The organism is Pseudomonas sp. P1.8, from assembly GCF_001269805.1.
In the GTDB taxonomy this organism is placed as follows: domain Bacteria; phylum Pseudomonadota; class Gammaproteobacteria; order Pseudomonadales; family Pseudomonadaceae; genus Aquipseudomonas.
Genome location: NZ_LHVM01000010.1, coordinates 159748 through 176072, shown reverse-complemented (window position 1 = coordinate 176072; position 16325 = coordinate 159748). Strand labels below are relative to the sequence as shown.

Below are 16325 nucleotides of genomic sequence, written 5' to 3'. Positions count from 1 at the left end.
TAAGCCTGACATTGAGAATTCACATGCCTTTGACTCGCAAAGCTTACCGCGCCGCCATTCTGCACAGCATCGCCGACCCCGCCGAAGTGGGCATCGAAGCCTCGTACGAGTATTTCGAAGACGGCTTGCTGGTGGTCGATAACGGAAAAATCAGTGCCCTTGGCCACGCCAGCGAATTGCTGCCGACCCTGCCAGCCGATATCGAGATCACCCATTATCAGGATGCGCTGATTACCCCAGGTTTCATCGACACCCACATCCACCTGCCGCAAACCGGCATGGTCGGCGCCTATGGCGAGCAATTGCTGGACTGGCTCAACACCTACACCTTCCCGTGCGAAAGCCAGTTTGCCGACAAGGCCCACGCCGACCAGGTCGCGGATATTTTCATCAAGGAACTGCTGCGCAACGGCACCACCACTGCGCTGGTATTCGGCAGCGTGCACCCGCAATCGGTGAACTCGTTCTTCGAAGCCGCCGAGCAGCTCGACCTGCGGATGATCGCCGGCAAGGTGATGATGGACCGCAACGCCCCGGTCTACCTGACCGACACCGCTGAATCCAGCTATGTCGAAAGCAAGGCATTGATCGAGCGTTGGCACGGCAAGGGTCGCCTGCACTACGCGGTCACCCCACGCTTCGCACCGACCAGCACCCCGGAGCAACTGACCCTGGCCGGCCAGCTGCTGACCGAATACCCGGATCTGTACATGCAGACCCACATCAGCGAAAACCTCAAGGAAATCGAGTGGGTCAAGGAACTGTTCCCGGAGCGCAAAGGCTACCTGGACGTCTACGATCACTATCAGTTGCTCGGCGAGCGCTCGGTGTTTGCCCACGGCGTGCACCTGTGTGATGACGAGTGCGCGCGCCTGGCAGAAACCGGTTCGGCGATCTCGTTCTGCCCGACCTCGAACTTCTTCCTCGGTAGCGGCCTGTTCAACCTGCCGATGGCCGAAAAGCACAAGCTCAATGTCGGCATCGGCACCGATGTCGGCGGCGGCACCAGTTTCTCGCTGCTGCAAACCCTCAACGAAGCGTACAAGGTCATGCAGTTGCAAGGTGCGCGCTTGAGTCCGTTCAAGTCGTTGTACCTGGCGACCCTCGGCGGCGCCCGTGCACTGCGCCTGGAAGACAAGATCGGTAACCTGCAACCGGGCACCGACGCCGACTTCCTGGTGCTGGACTACAACGCCACGCCACTGCTGGGCTATCGCCTGAAGCAGGCCAATAATATTGCCGAGACGTTGTTTGTACTGATGACGCTGGGGGATGACCGGACGGTACAGCAGACGTATGCGGCGGGGAATCTGGTGCATCAGCGCTAGGTTTTTCCGGGCATAAAAAATCCCCCGGCGCTTTGCAGCCCGGGGGATTTTTATTGCCTGCCCTAACGTCATCGCCAGCAAGCCGGCTCCTACAATGATTCACGCCCCTCTTGTAGGAGCTGGCTTGCCAGCGATGGGGCGCGACGTGATCTTTCAGAGCTTGGCAGTCGAACGCCCAGGCTTCTTGGTCTGCAAAAGATGCGAGAACACCGCATGCAAATCATCCGAAGCACTTTCCTCGTCGAGGTTGAGTTTGCTGTCGATGTGATCCATGTGATGCATCATCAGGCTCACCGCCAGCTCACCGTTGCGCGCCTCGATGGCATCGATCAACTGGGTGTGTTCGTCGTAGGAGCAGTGAGAACGGTTGCCGCTTTCGTACTGGGCGATGATCAGCGAGGTCTGGGATACCAGACTGCGCTGGAAGCTGATCAACGGCGCATTCTTCGCTGCCTCGGCCAGTTTCAGGTGAAATTCGCCCGATAGACGGATACCGGCACCACGATCACCACGGGAAAAACTGTCGCGCTCGTCGTTGACCATCTGGCGCAACTCGGCAATCTGCTCGGCCGTGGCGTGCTGAACGGCCAGCTCAGTGATCGCTCGCTCCACCAGACGCCGGGCCATGAACACCTGACGGGCTTCTTCGACGCTCGGGCTGGCGACCACTGCGCCGCGATTCGGACGCAACAACACCACACCCTCATGGGCCAGACGTGACAAGGCGCGGCGAATGATGGTGCGGCTAACCCCGAAAATCTCCCCCAGCGCTTCTTCGCTCAACTTGGTGCCGGGCGCCAGGCGCTGTTCAAGGATGGCCTCGAAAATGTGCGCGTAGACAATATCGTCCTGGGTACCGCTGCGGCCGGCTTTGCCTGCTCGCGGTTGTTTCTTGAGGGGCTGCAACTGTTCGTTCATGGGCACTCGAGTCGGGAGAACTGCGGCGAATTGACGGTGACTGTAATACGGCACAGTGGGTCGCTGGCAAGTATCGCGTAAAAAACACCGCGATTGTACACAATGGATGGTGGCAACACGACTGTACGGCTGAATGTTGCCTCGGCTGTATCGCAACGGCTGGTTACTTTTGAGTTTAGGCTTGTTCGCAGAATCCGCCTTTTTAACGCTATCCCTGTAGGAGCTGGCCTGCCAGCGAGCGGTCTGTCAGCAACATCAACGGCGACTGACACACCTTCGCTGGCAAGCCAGCTCCTACAGGGGCCTGCGTTACGACGGGCATCTTCACCTGCACAAGGAACACCGCCGTCATGAACGACGCCACGCACACGCAGCTTCGCCCTCTGGCCGACACTTCGCCCTCGGCCATCGTCGCCGGCTTCATCGCCATGATGACCGGCTACACCAGTTCTCTGGTGCTGATGTTCCAGGCCGGCCAAGCGGCTGGCCTGACCAGCGGGCAGATTTCTTCGTGGATCTGGGCGATTTCAATCGGCATGGCGGTATGTTCCATCGGCCTGTCCCTGCGTTACCGCACCCCCATCACCATTGCCTGGTCGACCCCGGGAGCCGCCCTGCTGATCACCAGCCTCGGTGGCGTGACTTACGGTGAAGCCATCGGCGCCTACATCACCTGCGCGGTGCTGGTGACGATTTGCGGGCTGACCGGCAGCTTCGAACGGCTGGTGAAAAAGATACCGGCATCCCTGGCCGCGGCACTGCTGGCGGGGATCCTGTTCAAGATCGGCAGTGAGATTTTCGTCGCGGCGCAACACCGCACCGCCCTGGTACTGGGGATGTTTGTCAGTTATCTGGTGGTCAAGCGCCTGTCGCCGCGTTACGCGGTGTTGGCGGCATTGTTGATCGGCACGGCTTTGTCAGGCTTGATGGGGCTGCTCGACTTCAGCGGTTTCCACCTGGAAGTGGCCACGCCGGTCTGGACGACGCCGCGCTTCTCCCTGGCGGCGACCATCAGCATCGGCATCCCGCTGTTCGTGGTGGCCATGACCTCGCAAAACATGCCCGGTATTGCTGTGCTGCGTGCCGACGGCTACACCGTGCCGGCCTCACCGCTGATCACTACCACCGGCATAGCCTCGTTGCTGCTGGCGCCGTTCGGCTCCCACGGGATCAATCTGGCAGCCATCAGTGCAGCGATCTGCACTGGCCCCCACGCCCATGAGGATCGCAACAAGCGCTACACGGCCGCCGTCTGGTGCGGAATTTTCTACGGGATCGCCGGGGTGTTCGGCGCGACGCTCGCGGCGTTGTTTGCCGCGCTGCCCAAAGAACTGGTGCTGTCGATTGCGGCACTGGCGTTGTTCGGATCGATCATCAACGGCTTGAGCATCGCCATGAGCGAGGCGAAGGAACGTGAAGCAGCGCTGATCACCTTCATGGTCACGGCATCGGGGCTGACGCTGTTTTCCATCGGTTCGGCGTTCTGGGGGATTGTCGCGGGGGTTATTACATTATTGATTTTGAATTGGCGTAAAGCCTGAAAACAAAGATCGCAGCCTGCGGCAGCTCCTACACGAACGGTGTACACCGGTAGGAGCTGTTGAGTGAAACGAGGCTGCGATCTTTTAATCCACGAAAAAAAACGGCGACCCGAAGGTCGCCGTTTTTTTCAGTATCACTTAGCCGCGTTGATCGGCTTTTCCGGATACCAAACGTCCAGCAGCGGGCTGATTTCAGCCTTGGTCAGCTCGGAACGGTTTTTCAGCCAGGCTTCAACAGCAGCGCGCTGCTCTTCGGAGACCGAGCCACGCTTCTGCAGGCATACCAGACCGAAGTCGTCGCCGCCAACATAACCCAGACCATTGGCTTCCATGGCTTCTTTGATGAAGGCTTCGAGGAAAGCGTCAATGGCTTCTTCGGACAAATCTTCCTTGAAATCCAGGTTCAGTTCGAAACCCAGCTCTTGAAATTCATCGACGCACAATTTTTTGCGCAGACGCTGGGAACGGTTAGTCGCCATTGGAACAATCCTCTTAAGTAATAACGGGCCGCACTTTAGCATTTTAAGCCGCCGATTGCCCGACTCTCTGGGCCGTGACACATACCGCCGGTAAAAAAATAGCGGATTGGAGGACCAAGGCACGGCACAAGCCGGGACACCTTGGGGCATAATGCCGACACTTTCATGACCATTGAGGGAATTTATCTTCATGCCCTCATCTTTTTCCCCTCGGCTGTAGGGTTTTATTACAGATGATCAAATCTTTGCGTCCCTTGTTTCTGGCCGGTCTTCTTCTGCCCCTGGCCCTCCCTGTCTCTGCCGCGACCATCAACACCGCCCTCACACCGAATGTCGAAAAGGCCCTCAAGGCCAGCAAGTTGCAGGACAACGCCCTTTCGCTGGTGATGATTCCGCTCACCGGCCCCGGCACCCCGACGGTGTTCAACGCTGACGTGTCGGTCAATCCGGCGTCGACCATGAAACTGGTCACCACCTACGCGGCCCTGGAAATGCTCGGCCCGAATCACCAGTGGAAAACCGAGTTCTATACCGATGGCACGCTCAGCGGCGGCATCCTCAACGGCAACCTCTACCTCAAGGGTGGTGGCGATCCGAAGCTGAACATGGAAAAGCTCTGGCTGCTGATGCGCGACCTGCGTGCCAACGGCGTGACCCAGGTGACCGGCGACCTGGTGCTGGATAAAAACTTCTTCGTGCAACCGCAACTGCCTGAGTTCAACGACGACGGCAACGACGAGAATAAACCCTTCCTGGTCAAACCCGACTCGTTGCTGGTCAACCTCAAGGCACTGCGCTTTGTCGCACGCAATGATTCGGGAAAGGTACTGGTATCGGTAGAACCGCCGATTGCCAGCATCCGCGTCGACAACCAGGTCAAGGCCATCAACGGCAAGCAATGCACCGGTGGCGTGCGTTACAACCCGGTGGCTCAGCCCGATGGCAGCGTGACCGTAACGGTCGGCGGCCAATTGGCGGAAGGTTGCAGCTCGCAGACTTACCTGTCGCTGCTGGACCACGCGACGTACACCGCAGGCGCGGTGCGCGCAATCTGGAAGGAACTGGGTGGCAGCATTCAGGGCAAAGATGTTCTGGCGCCAACGCCTAAAAATGCCAAGGTACTGGCCCGGGCCTTCTCGCCGGACCTGGCGGAAATCATCCGCGACATCAACAAATACAGTAACAACACCATGGCCCAGCAGTTGTTCCTGAGCCTTGGCCAACGCTTCCGCACCGACGCCGACGGGGATGACGCCAAGGCCGCTCAACGCGTAGTCCGTCAGTGGCTGGCGAAAAAGGGCATCACTGCACCGCATCTGGTGATGGAGAACGGCTCCGGCCTCTCCCGTGCCGAACGCGTCAGTGCGCGGGAAATGGCCTCGATGCTGGAAGCCGCATGGCACAGCCCGTATGCCGCCGAGTACATCAGCTCGATGCCGATTGCCGGCACCGACGGCACCATGCGCAAACGCCTGAAGACTACCGCGATGCGCGGTGAAGCCCACGTCAAGACCGGCACCCTGAACACCGTACGTGCCATCGCCGGTTTCAGCCGTGACGTCAATGGCAACACCTGGGCGGTGGTGGCGATCCTCAACGACAAGGCTCCGTTCGGCGCTTCATCAGTGCTGGATCAGGTGCTGCTGGACCTCTATCGCCAGCCAAAATTGCCGCAGACGGCTTCGACGCTTTAAATCAAAAGTCAAAAGATCGCAGCCTTCGGCAGCTCCTACAGGTATACACATAACCTTGCAGGAGCTGCCGAAGGCTGCGATCTTTTCAATTCATCTGCGCTTCAACTCTGTCGCGCCCCGCCTGCTTCGCCGCATAAACCCCCGAGTCCGCACGCAAAAGCAGGGCATCCGCGCCCTCCCCGACCCGCCAACTGGCAATCCCGAAACTGGCGGTGACCGTACCGACACCGTCGATTGGTGAACTGCGCAAGCCTTGCCACAACTGCTGGGCCAACACATGGGCATGCTCGCCACTGATGTCCGGGCACAGCACCATGAACTCCTCGCCACCCAGACGACAGAACACGTCCGTGCGACGCAAACGATGCCCGATCCGCTCACACACCGCCTGCAACACCCGGTCACCGACAGCATGACCATATTGATCGTTGATGCGCTTGAAGTGGTCGATGTCGAGCATGATCACCGACAACTCGCCACCGCCACGCTCCACCCGTGACATTTCGGTGGTAAGACGTTCCTGGAAGTAGCGGCGATTGTAGATACCGGTGAGCGAATCGGTGATCGACAGCGCGCGCAATTCCTCTTCTACCCGTTTCATGTCGGAAATGTCCGAGATGAAGCCGTGCCACAGTACGCCTCCACCGGACAGTTCCTCCGGGGTCGCCTCACCTCGCACCCAGCGCAGGCCGCGCAAAGGCAGTTGCACGCGATACTCTTCACGCCAGGGGCTGAGGGTGTCGGCCGAGGCCCGGATCGAAGCGCGGACGCGGGTGGTGTCCTGTGGATGTATGCGGGTGAAAATCGCTTCGGCATTGAGCAACAGTACGTCCGGCTCGAGCTCGTAGATCTCGCGGATACCGTCGCTGGCATAGATCACGCTCAAACGCCCATCGAACTCCATCTTGAACTGGTAGATACCACCGGGCACATGGGCGCTGAGTTTCTTCAACAACAAATCCCGTGCGGCCAACGCCTCGTGCACGCGCTTGCGCTCCGTAATGTCGATGCAAATCGCCAGATGCCCAACCCAAAGGCCTTGCTCATCCAGCACCGGCGTTGCCAGCATGTTGACCATCAAATAGCTGCCATCGCTACGAACCAGCGTCCATTCCCGCGCTTCATGCCCGCCTTCGACATCACCTTCGACCAACATTGCCTGACAGGTCGGCACCGGTTTGCCGTAACGCGCGCTCAACTCTGCCGAACGGGCCACCAGCTCCCGGGGCAGATGCAGGTTTTCCAGGGTCATGTGGCCCAATACTTCGTCGCTGGTATAGCCAAGCATCTGTTCGGCGCCGGCGTTGAAAGTGCTGATAACCCCGCGCAGGTCGGTGGCAATGATCGCGACCTGGGTCGCGGCATTCAGTACACCGCGCAACTGGCCATGGGTACCACGCAACTCCTGCTCTCGATCACGCAGCTCCTGAGTACGTTGCTGGACCAGACTCAATGCGCGTTGTCGCTGACTCACCAACACATAAAGCAACGCGCTAAGCAGCACACTGAGCAGACTGCCCAGCACCACCAGGCTGGTCACAGACGAGTGATTGGCCTGCACAAAGGCTTCACTGGGCTGAATATCGACTTGATATTCATGGTCAGCCAGGCGCAGCAATCGAGTGGATGCCAGATCACTGATGGCCGGTGGATTCGCAGACTCGAACAACACTTCGTGCTGGTCGTCGATCGACAAATCAACAATGCGCACAGAGAGATAGTCACGGCTCGCCTCCGGCAGACCGTCCGCCAGCAATTGACGCATGCTGATCACTGCCATCACATAGCCGTAAGATTTTGTCGACGCCAAGTCCCGGCCATGACGTTGCGTGACCGGTGCAACCAGCAGCACACCTCGCGCATAAGCCGGCTCGATGCTGACCAGGTGCATTGGCTGCGACACCGCCATATTGCCCTGTTGATCGGCCCGTTCCAAAGTCGCACGACGCATCGGCTGGGCCAGCAAGTCGTAACCGAGGGCCGCGCCGAGCTTGCTTTGGGTCTGGCTGTAAAGGACGACCACGTACTCATCCCGCTCGGCAGCCTGTTGCAGTTGGCCGTCGGCGTTGAGGTCTCGAAAGGTGAAATCACTCGAGCCCTCATCCCGTACACGCTGTTCGAACGCGGGGCGCTCGGCGCGGCTAACGCGCGCGGCGTAGGAATATGCCTGGGTACGGTGCAATAAAGGTCGGGTGTAGCCGTCGAATTCCGTTCGGGACACCGAGTCGGAATTGGAGAAGAACCGGCGCAGGCCGTCGAGGCGCTGCTCCTGATCTTCGAAACGTTCTTCGATACGGCTATAACGTTCACTGGCCAGTAGCTGAAAACGTTGCCGTAATTGATGGTGAAACAGGTTCAGCGTTGACCATGCAAGCAGTCCCGTAAGGATCGCGCCAATCAGCAATACCAGCAACGCGACCCACCAGGCCGAGGCGTCTTCGCTGATAAAACCCAGGATCTTGGGGCGCTCGGCGTGCAACGACATAAACGCAACTCAAAACGCCAGGTGCGGGAAAGCCCTTTGGCCCTGAGATGAGTTATAGCTATTAGCCACTAATTTCACCAGTGCTGTAGGAGCGAGCTCGCTCCTACAGCATCCTCGGATCAACGTGCCATGATTTTCCAGGCGCGGTGGATTTTGGGGTTGCGCGCAAAATCCGGATCGATGGTCTGAGCGGTGATCTCCTCGATTGCGTAACGCTCGCTGAGGTTCGGCTCCAGTTCGAACTTGCGGAAGTTGTTGGAGAAATACAACACGCCACCCGGTGCCAGGCGCGCCATGGCCAGATCGATCAACTGCACCTGGTCACGCTGTACATCGAAGATGCCTTCCATGCGCTTGGAGTTGGAGAACGTCGGCGGATCAATGAAGATCAGGTCGTATTCATCACGGCTGGCATCAAGCCAGGCCATCACATCACCCTGTTCCAGACGGTTCTTGTCGGAAAAACCGTTCAGCGCCAGGTTGCGACGTGCCCAGTCCAGGTAGGTTTTCGACAGATCGACACTGGTGGTGCTGCGTGCACCGCCCTTGGCCGCGTGCACACTGGCAGTTGCGGTGTAGCAATACAGATTGAGGAAGCGTTTGCCGGCCGCCTCTTTCTGGATACGCATGCGCATCGGCCGATGATCGAGGAACAGACCGGTGTCGAGGTAATCGGTGAGGTTCACCAGCAGCTTGATCCCGCCTTCATTGACCTCGACGAACTTGCCCTGTGCCGCCTGGCGCTCATATTGCTTGGTGCCGCTCTGACGCTCACGGCGCTTGACCACCACGCGACTCTTGTCGATGTTCAATGCCTGAGGAATCGCCGCCAGGGCATCGAACATGCGCGCCGAGGCTTTTTCCGGATCGATGGATTTCGGCGCAGCGTACTCCTGGACGTGGACCCAATCGTGATACAGGTCGATGGCCATGGAGTATTCCGGCATGTCGGCATCGTAGACACGATAGCAGTCGATGCCTTCACGCTTGACCCACTTGCCCAGTGCCTTGAGGTTTTTTTGCAGGCGGTTGGCAAACATTTGCCCGCCTTCACTCAGGCGCGGCTGCTCGATCACCGGAGCCGGGGCTGGAGCCGGTTTGATCGGGTTGCCGTTTTTGTTGTACTGGCGCTCTTGCGGTTCGCTCGGTGCCTCATCGTAGGCGGCCTGCTCACGCTCGGCCTGACGCTGCTCCGGGGTGCGACGCTCGCCAGTGACGAACTGATCCGGCAACACTTTGATCAGCAACAGCTTGCACGGCAACGCGCCGTTCCAGAACGAATACTGCTTGTGGCTGCGGATGCCCATGCGCTTGCCCAGGTCCGGCGCGCCGGTGAACACCGCCGCCTCCCAGTTCAGGCAGGCCTGACGCAGGCGCTCGCCGAGGTTCTGGTAGAGGTAGAGCAGGCTCGCCTCATCGCCCAGACGCTCGCCGTAGGGAGGGTTGCAGATCACCAGGCCTTTCTGGTTCTGGTCCGGGCGCGGCTCGAAGGTCGCGACTTCGCCCTGGTAGATCTTGATCCACTCGCTCAGACCGGCACGCTCGACGTTGTTGCGGCCTGGTTGAATCAGGCGCGGATCGGCTTCGTAACCGCGAATCCACAGCGGTGGCTTGGCCAGACCGGCAGCAGCGCGCTCGCAAGCTTCTTCATGCAGTTTCTTCCACAGGGCCGGCACATGTCCGAGCCAGGCGCTGAAGCCCCATTGCTCGCGACGCAGGTTCGGCGCGATGTCGGCAGCGATCATCGCTGCTTCTACCAGGAACGTACCAACACCGCACATCGGGTCGGCCAGTGCGCCGCCTTCGGCCGCGATACGGGGCCAGCCGGAACGGATCAGGATCGCTGCCGCGAGGTTTTCCTTCAACGGTGCCGCGCCTTGCTGCAAGCGATAACCACGCTGGTGCAAGCTGTGACCGGACAGGTCGAGAGAGAGAATGGCTTCGCCGCGATCCAGACGCAGGTGAATGCGCAGGTCAGGGTTGAGCTTGTCGATGGATGGACGGTCACCCTGCGGAGTGCGCAGCTTGTCGACGATAGCGTCCTTGACCTTCAACGCACCGAAGTGGGTGTTGTCGATACCGGAGCCGTGGCCGCTGAACTCGACGGCGAGAGTGCCGTCATTGAGCATGTGGTCTTGCCACTCGATATCCAGTACGCCGTGATAGAGGTCTTCGGCGTCCTTCATCGGGAAACGCTTGAGCACCAGCAGTACCCGGTTGGCCAGACGCGACCACAGGCACAGGCGATACGCGGTTTCCATGGTGGCCATGCCACGCACGGCAGAGGTGTGCTCACGCGCCTCCTCAAGGCCAAGCCCGACGGCTTCCTCGATGAGCAGGCCTTCAAGGCCTTTGGGGCAAGTGAGGAAGAGTTCGAAACGATCGGACATGGGAATTCCAGAACCTTTAGCGAAGTGACCGGGCAACGCATTGCCGGTCCGGTTTTCAATCAGGCGCTTTTCTCGAAGAGCGCCCGCGTGGCACGAAGGTGTGCCGTTCCACCCCTGCTGCTCGGGTCAAATGAGCTTAGATGCAAAGGCAGATAAAAAAGTTGATGCAACAAAATGACATAAGTCGACCCTTCGTCGAATAGTGCATCCCGGCAACGGGAGCCATTCTCACCAAAGGATTAACCCGATCTTCCAACGCAGGGCCGATCATACCGGGGTTTGGTCAATAAATATGGCACAAACATCGTGTTACTTAGTGCCATAGCACATTAACGGTTACGTCCTTATGACAAAACGATCATTCCCTCGATGTGACGCATTGGTTAGAACTCAACACAGGTTGGCGCCGCAATGACGCCAACACCTTGGCTCGTCACGCCGGCAACGAGCCCCAACGGCAGAGTTTTTCTGCCTGACCTCGATAGAGGTCGACGCGATACATACAGTCAACAAGTGAGGGCAACACCCTATGAGAAGACTTAAGCGTGATCCGTTGGAAAGAGCATTTTTGCGCGGATATCAATATGGCGTTGGTGGCAAATCCCGTGAGCTTTGCCCATTTACTCTACCGTCGGTACGTCAAGCCTGGATTAACGGCTGGCGAGAAGGACGCGGCGACAACTGGGACGGTATGACCGGCACTGCGGGAATCCACAGACTCAACGAACTTCACGCCGTCGGCTAATTACAGGGCACACACTCCGACACGACAATCTGATTTGTACTGAATTAACCACGCACGTCCCATCCGGACGGCGGGCTCCGGCCCAAGGGCTCCTTTAAAGGAGCCCTTTTTATATCTGCCAGAAACTCAATCCCCCTGTAGGAGCTGCCGAAGGCTGCGATCTTTTGATTTTTTCAAAGTCAAAAGATCGCAGCCTTCGACAGCGCCTACCTGGGATCAGCGCAAGGCAGCGATAGCGTCGACAGACTCACGAATCAACGCAGGGCCTTTGTAGATGAAGCCCGAATAGATTTGCACCAGGCTCGCACCGGCAGTGATTTTCTCTGCCGCATGCTTGCCTTCGGTGATGCCGCCCGCCGCGATGATCGGCAAGCGACCGCCCAGCTCCGCCGCCAGCACTCTCACCGTGTGGGTGCTCTTGTCGCGAACCGGTGCACCGGACAACCCCCCCGCCTCGTCACCGTGTTCCATGCCTTCGACACCCACGCGGCTCAGGGTGGTATTGGTGGCGATGACTGCGTCCATGCCGGTTTCGATCAGCGCTTGTGCGACCTGTGCGGTTTCTTCGTCGGTCATGTCCGGTGCGATCTTGATCGCCAGCGGAACATGCTTGCCGTGACGCAGCGCCAGCTCCGCCCGACGCTCGGCCAGATCGGCCAGCAATTGCTTGAGCGAGTCGCCGAATTGCAGGCTGCGCAGGCCCGGGGTGTTCGGAGAACTGACGTTGACCGTCACATAGCTGGCGTGGGCGTAAACCTTGTCCAGGCAGATCAGGTAGTCATCGACCGCACGCTCGACCGGTGTATCGAAATTCTTGCCGATGTTGATGCCCAGCACGCCCTTGTACTTGGCCGCAGCCACGCGAGCCAACAGGTGATCGACGCCGAGATTGTTGAACCCCATGCGATTGATGATCCCCTCGGCTTCGGGCAGGCGGAACAGGCGCGGCTTAGGGTTGCCTGGTTGCGGGCGCGGGGTGATGGTGCCGATTTCGACGAAACCGAAACCCAGCTGCGCAAAGCCATCGATGGCCGCGCCATTCTTGTCCAGACCGGCCGCCAGGCCTACCGGGTTCGGGAAATCCAGACCCATGACATTCACCGGCACTTTCGCCGGCGCCTTGCACAGCAAACCGTTGAGCCCCAGACGTCCACCCGCGCCGATCAGGTCCAGGGACAGATCATGGGAGGTTTCCGGAGAAAGTTTGAACAACAGCTGACGGGCCAGGGTGTACATGGGCGGGTTTGACTCGAATGGCGGCGAAATGGAAGGCGATTATAGCCGCGCATGCGGGTCGCAAGCGAGGCGCGCAATAAAATCAGCAGGGGATGGCATATGCCTTGCACCCGTTCACGCATCAGCGCGCAGGCCAACGGCGGAATGCGGGCAAGGACAACGGCGTCGTTACCCGGCCTTAACTACAAGCGCCGGGGAGCGACGTTTTTTTTGAAGGTGCGAAATCGATGAACGAACCATCAGCCGACCCTCTGGCCTGGGTCAATGGCAGCGACGCCCCGGAAAAGACCGAAATCAACCTCGGCTTCATGGCCCTCAGCGATTGTGCCTCGGTCGTGGTTGCCGCCACCCAGGGCTTTGCCCAACCTTACGGACTGACGCTGAACCTGAAACGCCAGCCGTCCTGGGCGAGCCTGCGGGACAAACTGGTCAGTGGCGAACTGGATGCCGCCCACAGTCTGTACGGATTGATATACGCCGTGCACCTGGGCATCGGTGGCGTCGCAGCGACCGACATGGCGGTGCTGATGGGCCTGAACCAGAACGGTCAGAGCATCAACCTTTCCCACGGCTTGCAGGCGTTGGGCGTGACCGGTCCTGAGGCACTGGAACAGCACGTGCACCAAACTCGCCCAAAACTCACCTTCGCCCAGACGTTTCCCACCGGCACCCATGCCATGTGGTTGTATTACTGGCTCGCCAGCCAAGGGATACATCCATTGCAGGACGTCGATAGCGTGGTGGTGCCACCGCCGCAAATGGTCGCCCACCTGCAAGCGGGCCGCATTGATGGTTTCTGCGTCGGCGAACCCTGGTCCGCCGCCGCCGTTCAACAGGGTTTTGGCTTTACCTTGGCGACGACACAGACCATTTGGCCCGACCACCCGGAAAAGGTCCTGGGCTGTACCCGCGCGTTTGTCGAGCAATACCCCAACACCGCCCGCGCACTGGTGATGGCGATTCTGCAGGCCAGCCGCTTTATCGAAGACAGCGCCGAGAACCGTCGTGGTACCGCGCAGTTGTTAAGCGCACCGCAGTACCTCGACACTCCGGTGGACTGTATCGAACCGCGCTTGCTCGGCGACTACGCCGACGGATTGGGTCATCAATGGCAGGACCCGCACCCGCTGCGTTTCCATGGCAAAGGAACGGTCAATCTGCCCTACCTGTCCGACGGCATGTGGTTCATGACCCAGTTCCGCCGCTGGGGTTTGTTGCGCGACGATCCGGACTACCTCGCGGTGGCCCGTCAAGTTCAGCAACTGGACCTGTACCGGGATTCCGCCAGCGCGGTCGGTGTGAATTGCCTGGACAAGGAAATGCGCAGCAGCCAGTTGATCGATGGAAAGGTCTGGGATGGTTCAGACCCGGCCGGTTATGCCCGCAGCTTCAAACTGCACGCCATGAGCGACCACTCGCCCCTTCTCGCCAGCCGCTGACAGGAGACTGCAAACATGTTGCGAATCCTGCTGATCAATGACACCGCGAAGAAAGTCGGGCGCCTGAAGGCCGCCTTGATCGAGGCCGGGTTCGAAGTGATCGACGAGTCCGGTCTGACCATCGACCTGCCAGAACGCGTCGAAACAGTGCGTCCGGACGTGATTCTGATCGATACCGAGTCACCGAGCCGCGATGTGATGGAGCAAGTGGTGCTGGTCAGCCGCGACCAGCCACGACCGATCGTAATGTTCACCGACGAGCACGACCCTGGCGTGATGCGCCAGGCGATCAAGTCCGGCGTCAGCGCCTACATCGTCGAAGGCATTCATGCACAACGCTTGCAGCCGATTCTAGACGTTGCCATGGCGCGTTTTGAGAGCGATCAGGCCCTGCGCGCGCAATTGCATGCCCGCGACCAGCAACTGGCCGAGCGTAAGCGCATCGAGCTGGCCAAGGGACTGTTGATGAAGATGAAAGACTGCAACGAGGAAGAGGCCTACACCCTGATGCGCCGTCAGGCCATGAGCCGTCAGCAGAAGCTGATTCAGGTGGCGGAGCAGATTATTGCGATGAGTGAGTTGTTGGGTTGACCCAAAAAGATTGCAGCTTCGGCAGCTCCTGCAATTGGTATGCGCACGCCCTGTAGGAGCTGCCGAAGGCTGCAATCTTCCCCCTGAGCCACAAAAATCGGCATGTGGCACAAATCTGGCTAAGTAATCACCACAGGTAACCAACGGCGGTTGCCCAATCTACGACAAAGACGTCGCTCACCTCGTTTGCCTCTAGGCGAATCAGGTGGCGGCGTTTTTTTGTTTTGGCTCCCGTTCGAGACTCCTATCAGTTGAGGTGCGCGATGAATTCAAGCTTTTGGAAATCCGGCCATACCCCGACCCTGTTCGCGGCCTTTCTCTATTTCGACCTGAGTTTCATGGTCTGGTACCTGCTAGGTCCCTTGGCCGTGCAGATCGCCGCCGATTTGCAACTGACCACCCAACAACGCGGGCTGGTGGTAGCCACGCCGATCCTGGCCGGCGCCGTGCTGCGCTTTGGCATGGGCATGCTGGCTGACCGACTGTCACCAAAAACCGCCGGCCTGATTGGCCAGGTCATCGTCATCTGCGCACTGTTCGGCGCCTGGAAGCTTGGCATCCACAGCTACGAGCAAGCCCTGGTGCTGGGGCTGTTCCTCGGCATGGCGGGCGCGTCGTTCGCCGTGGCCCTGCCACTGGCATCGCAGTGGTATCCGCCGCAGCATCAAGGCAAAGCGATGGGCATTGCCGGTGCCGGCAACTCGGGCACCGTGCTCGCCGCGCTGATTGCCCCAGTGCTGGCAGCCGCATTCGGTTGGAGCAACGTGTTCGGTTTCGCGGTGATCCCGCTGATTCTCACCCTGATTGTGTTTGCCTTGCTCGCCAAAAATGCGCCAGAACGGCCGAAAGCCAAGTCGATGGCTGACTATTTCAAAGCCTTGGGAGACCGGGATAGCTGGTGGTTCATGTTCTTCTACAGCGTGACCTTTGGCGGCTTTATCGGCCTTGCCAGCGCCCTGCCCGGTTACTTCAACGACCAATACGGCTTGAGCCCGGTCACCGCTGGTTACTACACCGCTGCCTGCGTGTTCGGTGGCAGCCTGATGCGTCCGTTGGGAGGCGCTCTGGCAGACCGGTTCGGTGGCATTCGCACCTTGCTCGCGATGTATACCGTGGCAGCGATCTGCATCGCCGCCGTCGGATTCAACCTGCCAAGTTCCTACGCGGCGCTGGCACTTTTCGTCTGCACCATGCTCGGTTTGGGGGCAGGCAACGGGGCGGTGTTCCAACTGGTGCCACAGCGCTTCCGTCGCGAAATCGGCGTGATGACCGGCCTGATCGGCATGGCCGGCGGCATCGGCGGCTTTGCATTGGCGGCAGGCATGGGCGCCATCAAACAAAGTACCGGCAGCTATCAGATGGCGCTGTGGTTGTTCGCCAGCCTCGGCGTCCTCGCCTGGTTTGGCCTGCACGGCGTGAAGCGACGCTGGAGAACCACTTGGGGTTCGGCAGCCGTCACCGCAGCTCGGGTCTGAGTCA

At 59.5% G+C, this 16325-nt stretch carries 12 protein-coding genes; 7 read left to right on the top strand and 5 right to left on the bottom strand.

The features are described from left to right. The first annotated feature begins 23 nt into the window (after positions 1-23). Positions 24-1328 carry a guanine deaminase gene (gene guaD / locus AD668_RS09400; protein WP_053157460.1) on the top strand — a complete coding sequence of 435 codons (1305 nt, stop codon included), beginning with the start codon at positions 24-26 and terminating at the stop codon, positions 1326-1328. A gap of 153 nt (positions 1329-1481) precedes the next feature. On the opposite strand, the gene AD668_RS09395 is transcribed toward guaD, so the two are convergent. Then, positions 1482-2246: a GntR family transcriptional regulator gene (locus AD668_RS09395; protein WP_053157457.1), complete on the bottom strand. Its 765-nt coding sequence runs from the start codon at positions 2244-2246 to the stop codon at positions 1482-1484. 350 nt (positions 2247-2596) lie between these two features. On the opposite strand from AD668_RS09395, the gene AD668_RS09390 reads away from it, so the two are divergent. Then, positions 2597-3787, top strand: a complete 1191-nt coding sequence (locus AD668_RS09390) for a benzoate/H(+) symporter BenE family transporter (RefSeq protein WP_053157454.1) — start codon at positions 2597-2599, stop codon at positions 3785-3787. A 134-nt stretch (positions 3788-3921) separates the two neighbouring features. Here AD668_RS09390 and AD668_RS09385 read toward each other — a convergent pair whose 3' ends face one another. After that, on the bottom strand, positions 3922-4266 hold the full coding sequence (locus tag AD668_RS09385; RefSeq protein ID WP_053157451.1) for a YggL family protein: 345 nt from the start codon (positions 4264-4266) through the stop codon (positions 3922-3924). A gap of 233 nt (positions 4267-4499) precedes the next feature. Here AD668_RS09385 and dacB point away from each other — a divergent pair, with 233 nt between their 5' ends. Continuing rightward, a complete protein-coding gene (gene dacB / locus AD668_RS09380; RefSeq protein WP_053157449.1) occupies positions 4500-5960 on the top strand; it encodes a D-alanyl-D-alanine carboxypeptidase/D-alanyl-D-alanine-endopeptidase in 1461 nt (486 codons plus the stop codon). Positions 5961-6045: 85 nt separating this feature from the next. Here dacB and AD668_RS09375 read toward each other — a convergent pair whose 3' ends face one another. Both AD668_RS09375 and rlmKL read right to left on the bottom strand, forming a co-directional pair. Continuing rightward, the gene (locus AD668_RS09375) at positions 6046-8445 is read right to left on the bottom strand and encodes a diguanylate cyclase (protein ID WP_053157446.1); all 2400 of its coding nucleotides are present in this window, start codon (positions 8443-8445) and stop codon (positions 6046-6048) included. Between the two features lie 119 nt (positions 8446-8564). Then, complete coding sequence (gene rlmKL / locus AD668_RS09370) at positions 8565-10835, bottom strand: bifunctional 23S rRNA (guanine(2069)-N(7))-methyltransferase RlmK/23S rRNA (guanine(2445)-N(2))-methyltransferase RlmL (protein ID WP_053157443.1); 2271 nt, start codon at positions 10833-10835, stop codon at positions 8565-8567. Positions 10836-11364: 529 nt separating this feature from the next. Here rlmKL and rmf point away from each other — a divergent pair. Next, the gene (gene rmf / locus AD668_RS28665) at positions 11365-11580 is read left to right on the top strand and encodes a ribosome modulation factor (RefSeq protein ID WP_003223300.1); all 216 of its coding nucleotides are present in this window, start codon (positions 11365-11367) and stop codon (positions 11578-11580) included. A gap of 216 nt (positions 11581-11796) precedes the next feature. Here rmf and AD668_RS09365 read toward each other — a convergent pair whose 3' ends face one another. Continuing rightward, positions 11797-12816, bottom strand: coding sequence for a quinone-dependent dihydroorotate dehydrogenase (locus tag AD668_RS09365; RefSeq protein WP_053157440.1), 1020 nt, complete (start codon positions 12814-12816; stop codon positions 11797-11799). Between the two features lie 227 nt (positions 12817-13043). Here AD668_RS09365 and AD668_RS09360 point away from each other — a divergent pair, with 227 nt between their 5' ends. The 3 genes from AD668_RS09360 to AD668_RS09350 all read left to right on the top strand — a co-directional run bounded on the left by AD668_RS09360 (position 13044) and on the right by AD668_RS09350 (position 16321). Then, on the top strand, positions 13044-14255 hold the full coding sequence (locus tag AD668_RS09360; RefSeq protein WP_053157437.1) for a CmpA/NrtA family ABC transporter substrate-binding protein: 1212 nt from the start codon (positions 13044-13046) through the stop codon (positions 14253-14255). A 15-nt stretch (positions 14256-14270) separates the two neighbouring features. Continuing rightward, a complete protein-coding gene (locus tag AD668_RS09355) occupies positions 14271-14846 on the top strand; it encodes an ANTAR domain-containing response regulator (RefSeq protein ID WP_053157434.1) in 576 nt (191 codons plus the stop codon). A gap of 263 nt (positions 14847-15109) precedes the next feature. Next, positions 15110-16321, top strand: a complete 1212-nt coding sequence (locus AD668_RS09350) for a NarK/NasA family nitrate transporter (protein ID WP_053157431.1) — start codon at positions 15110-15112, stop codon at positions 16319-16321. The last annotated feature ends 4 nt before the right edge of the window (positions 16322-16325 follow it).

Coding starts and splice junctions, on each gene's coding strand:
- guaD (WP_053157460.1), top strand. CDS start 24: ATGCCTTTGACTCGCAAAGCTTACCGCGCCGCCATTCTGCACAGCATC.
- AD668_RS09395 (WP_053157457.1), bottom strand. CDS start 2,246: ATGAACGAACAGTTGCAGCCCCTCAAGAAACAACCGCGAGCAGGCAAA.
- AD668_RS09390 (WP_053157454.1), top strand. CDS start 2,597: ATGAACGACGCCACGCACACGCAGCTTCGCCCTCTGGCCGACACTTCG.
- AD668_RS09385 (WP_053157451.1), bottom strand. CDS start 4,266: ATGGCGACTAACCGTTCCCAGCGTCTGCGCAAAAAATTGTGCGTCGAT.
- dacB (WP_053157449.1), top strand. CDS start 4,500: ATGATCAAATCTTTGCGTCCCTTGTTTCTGGCCGGTCTTCTTCTGCCC.
- AD668_RS09375 (WP_053157446.1), bottom strand. CDS start 8,445: ATGTCGTTGCACGCCGAGCGCCCCAAGATCCTGGGTTTTATCAGCGAA.
- rlmKL (WP_053157443.1), bottom strand. CDS start 10,835: ATGTCCGATCGTTTCGAACTCTTCCTCACTTGCCCCAAAGGCCTTGAA.
- rmf (WP_003223300.1), top strand. CDS start 11,365: ATGAGAAGACTTAAGCGTGATCCGTTGGAAAGAGCATTTTTGCGCGGA.
- AD668_RS09365 (WP_053157440.1), bottom strand. CDS start 12,816: ATGTACACCCTGGCCCGTCAGCTGTTGTTCAAACTTTCTCCGGAAACC.
- AD668_RS09360 (WP_053157437.1), top strand. CDS start 13,044: ATGAACGAACCATCAGCCGACCCTCTGGCCTGGGTCAATGGCAGCGAC.
- AD668_RS09355 (WP_053157434.1), top strand. CDS start 14,271: ATGTTGCGAATCCTGCTGATCAATGACACCGCGAAGAAAGTCGGGCGC.
- AD668_RS09350 (WP_053157431.1), top strand. CDS start 15,110: ATGAATTCAAGCTTTTGGAAATCCGGCCATACCCCGACCCTGTTCGCG.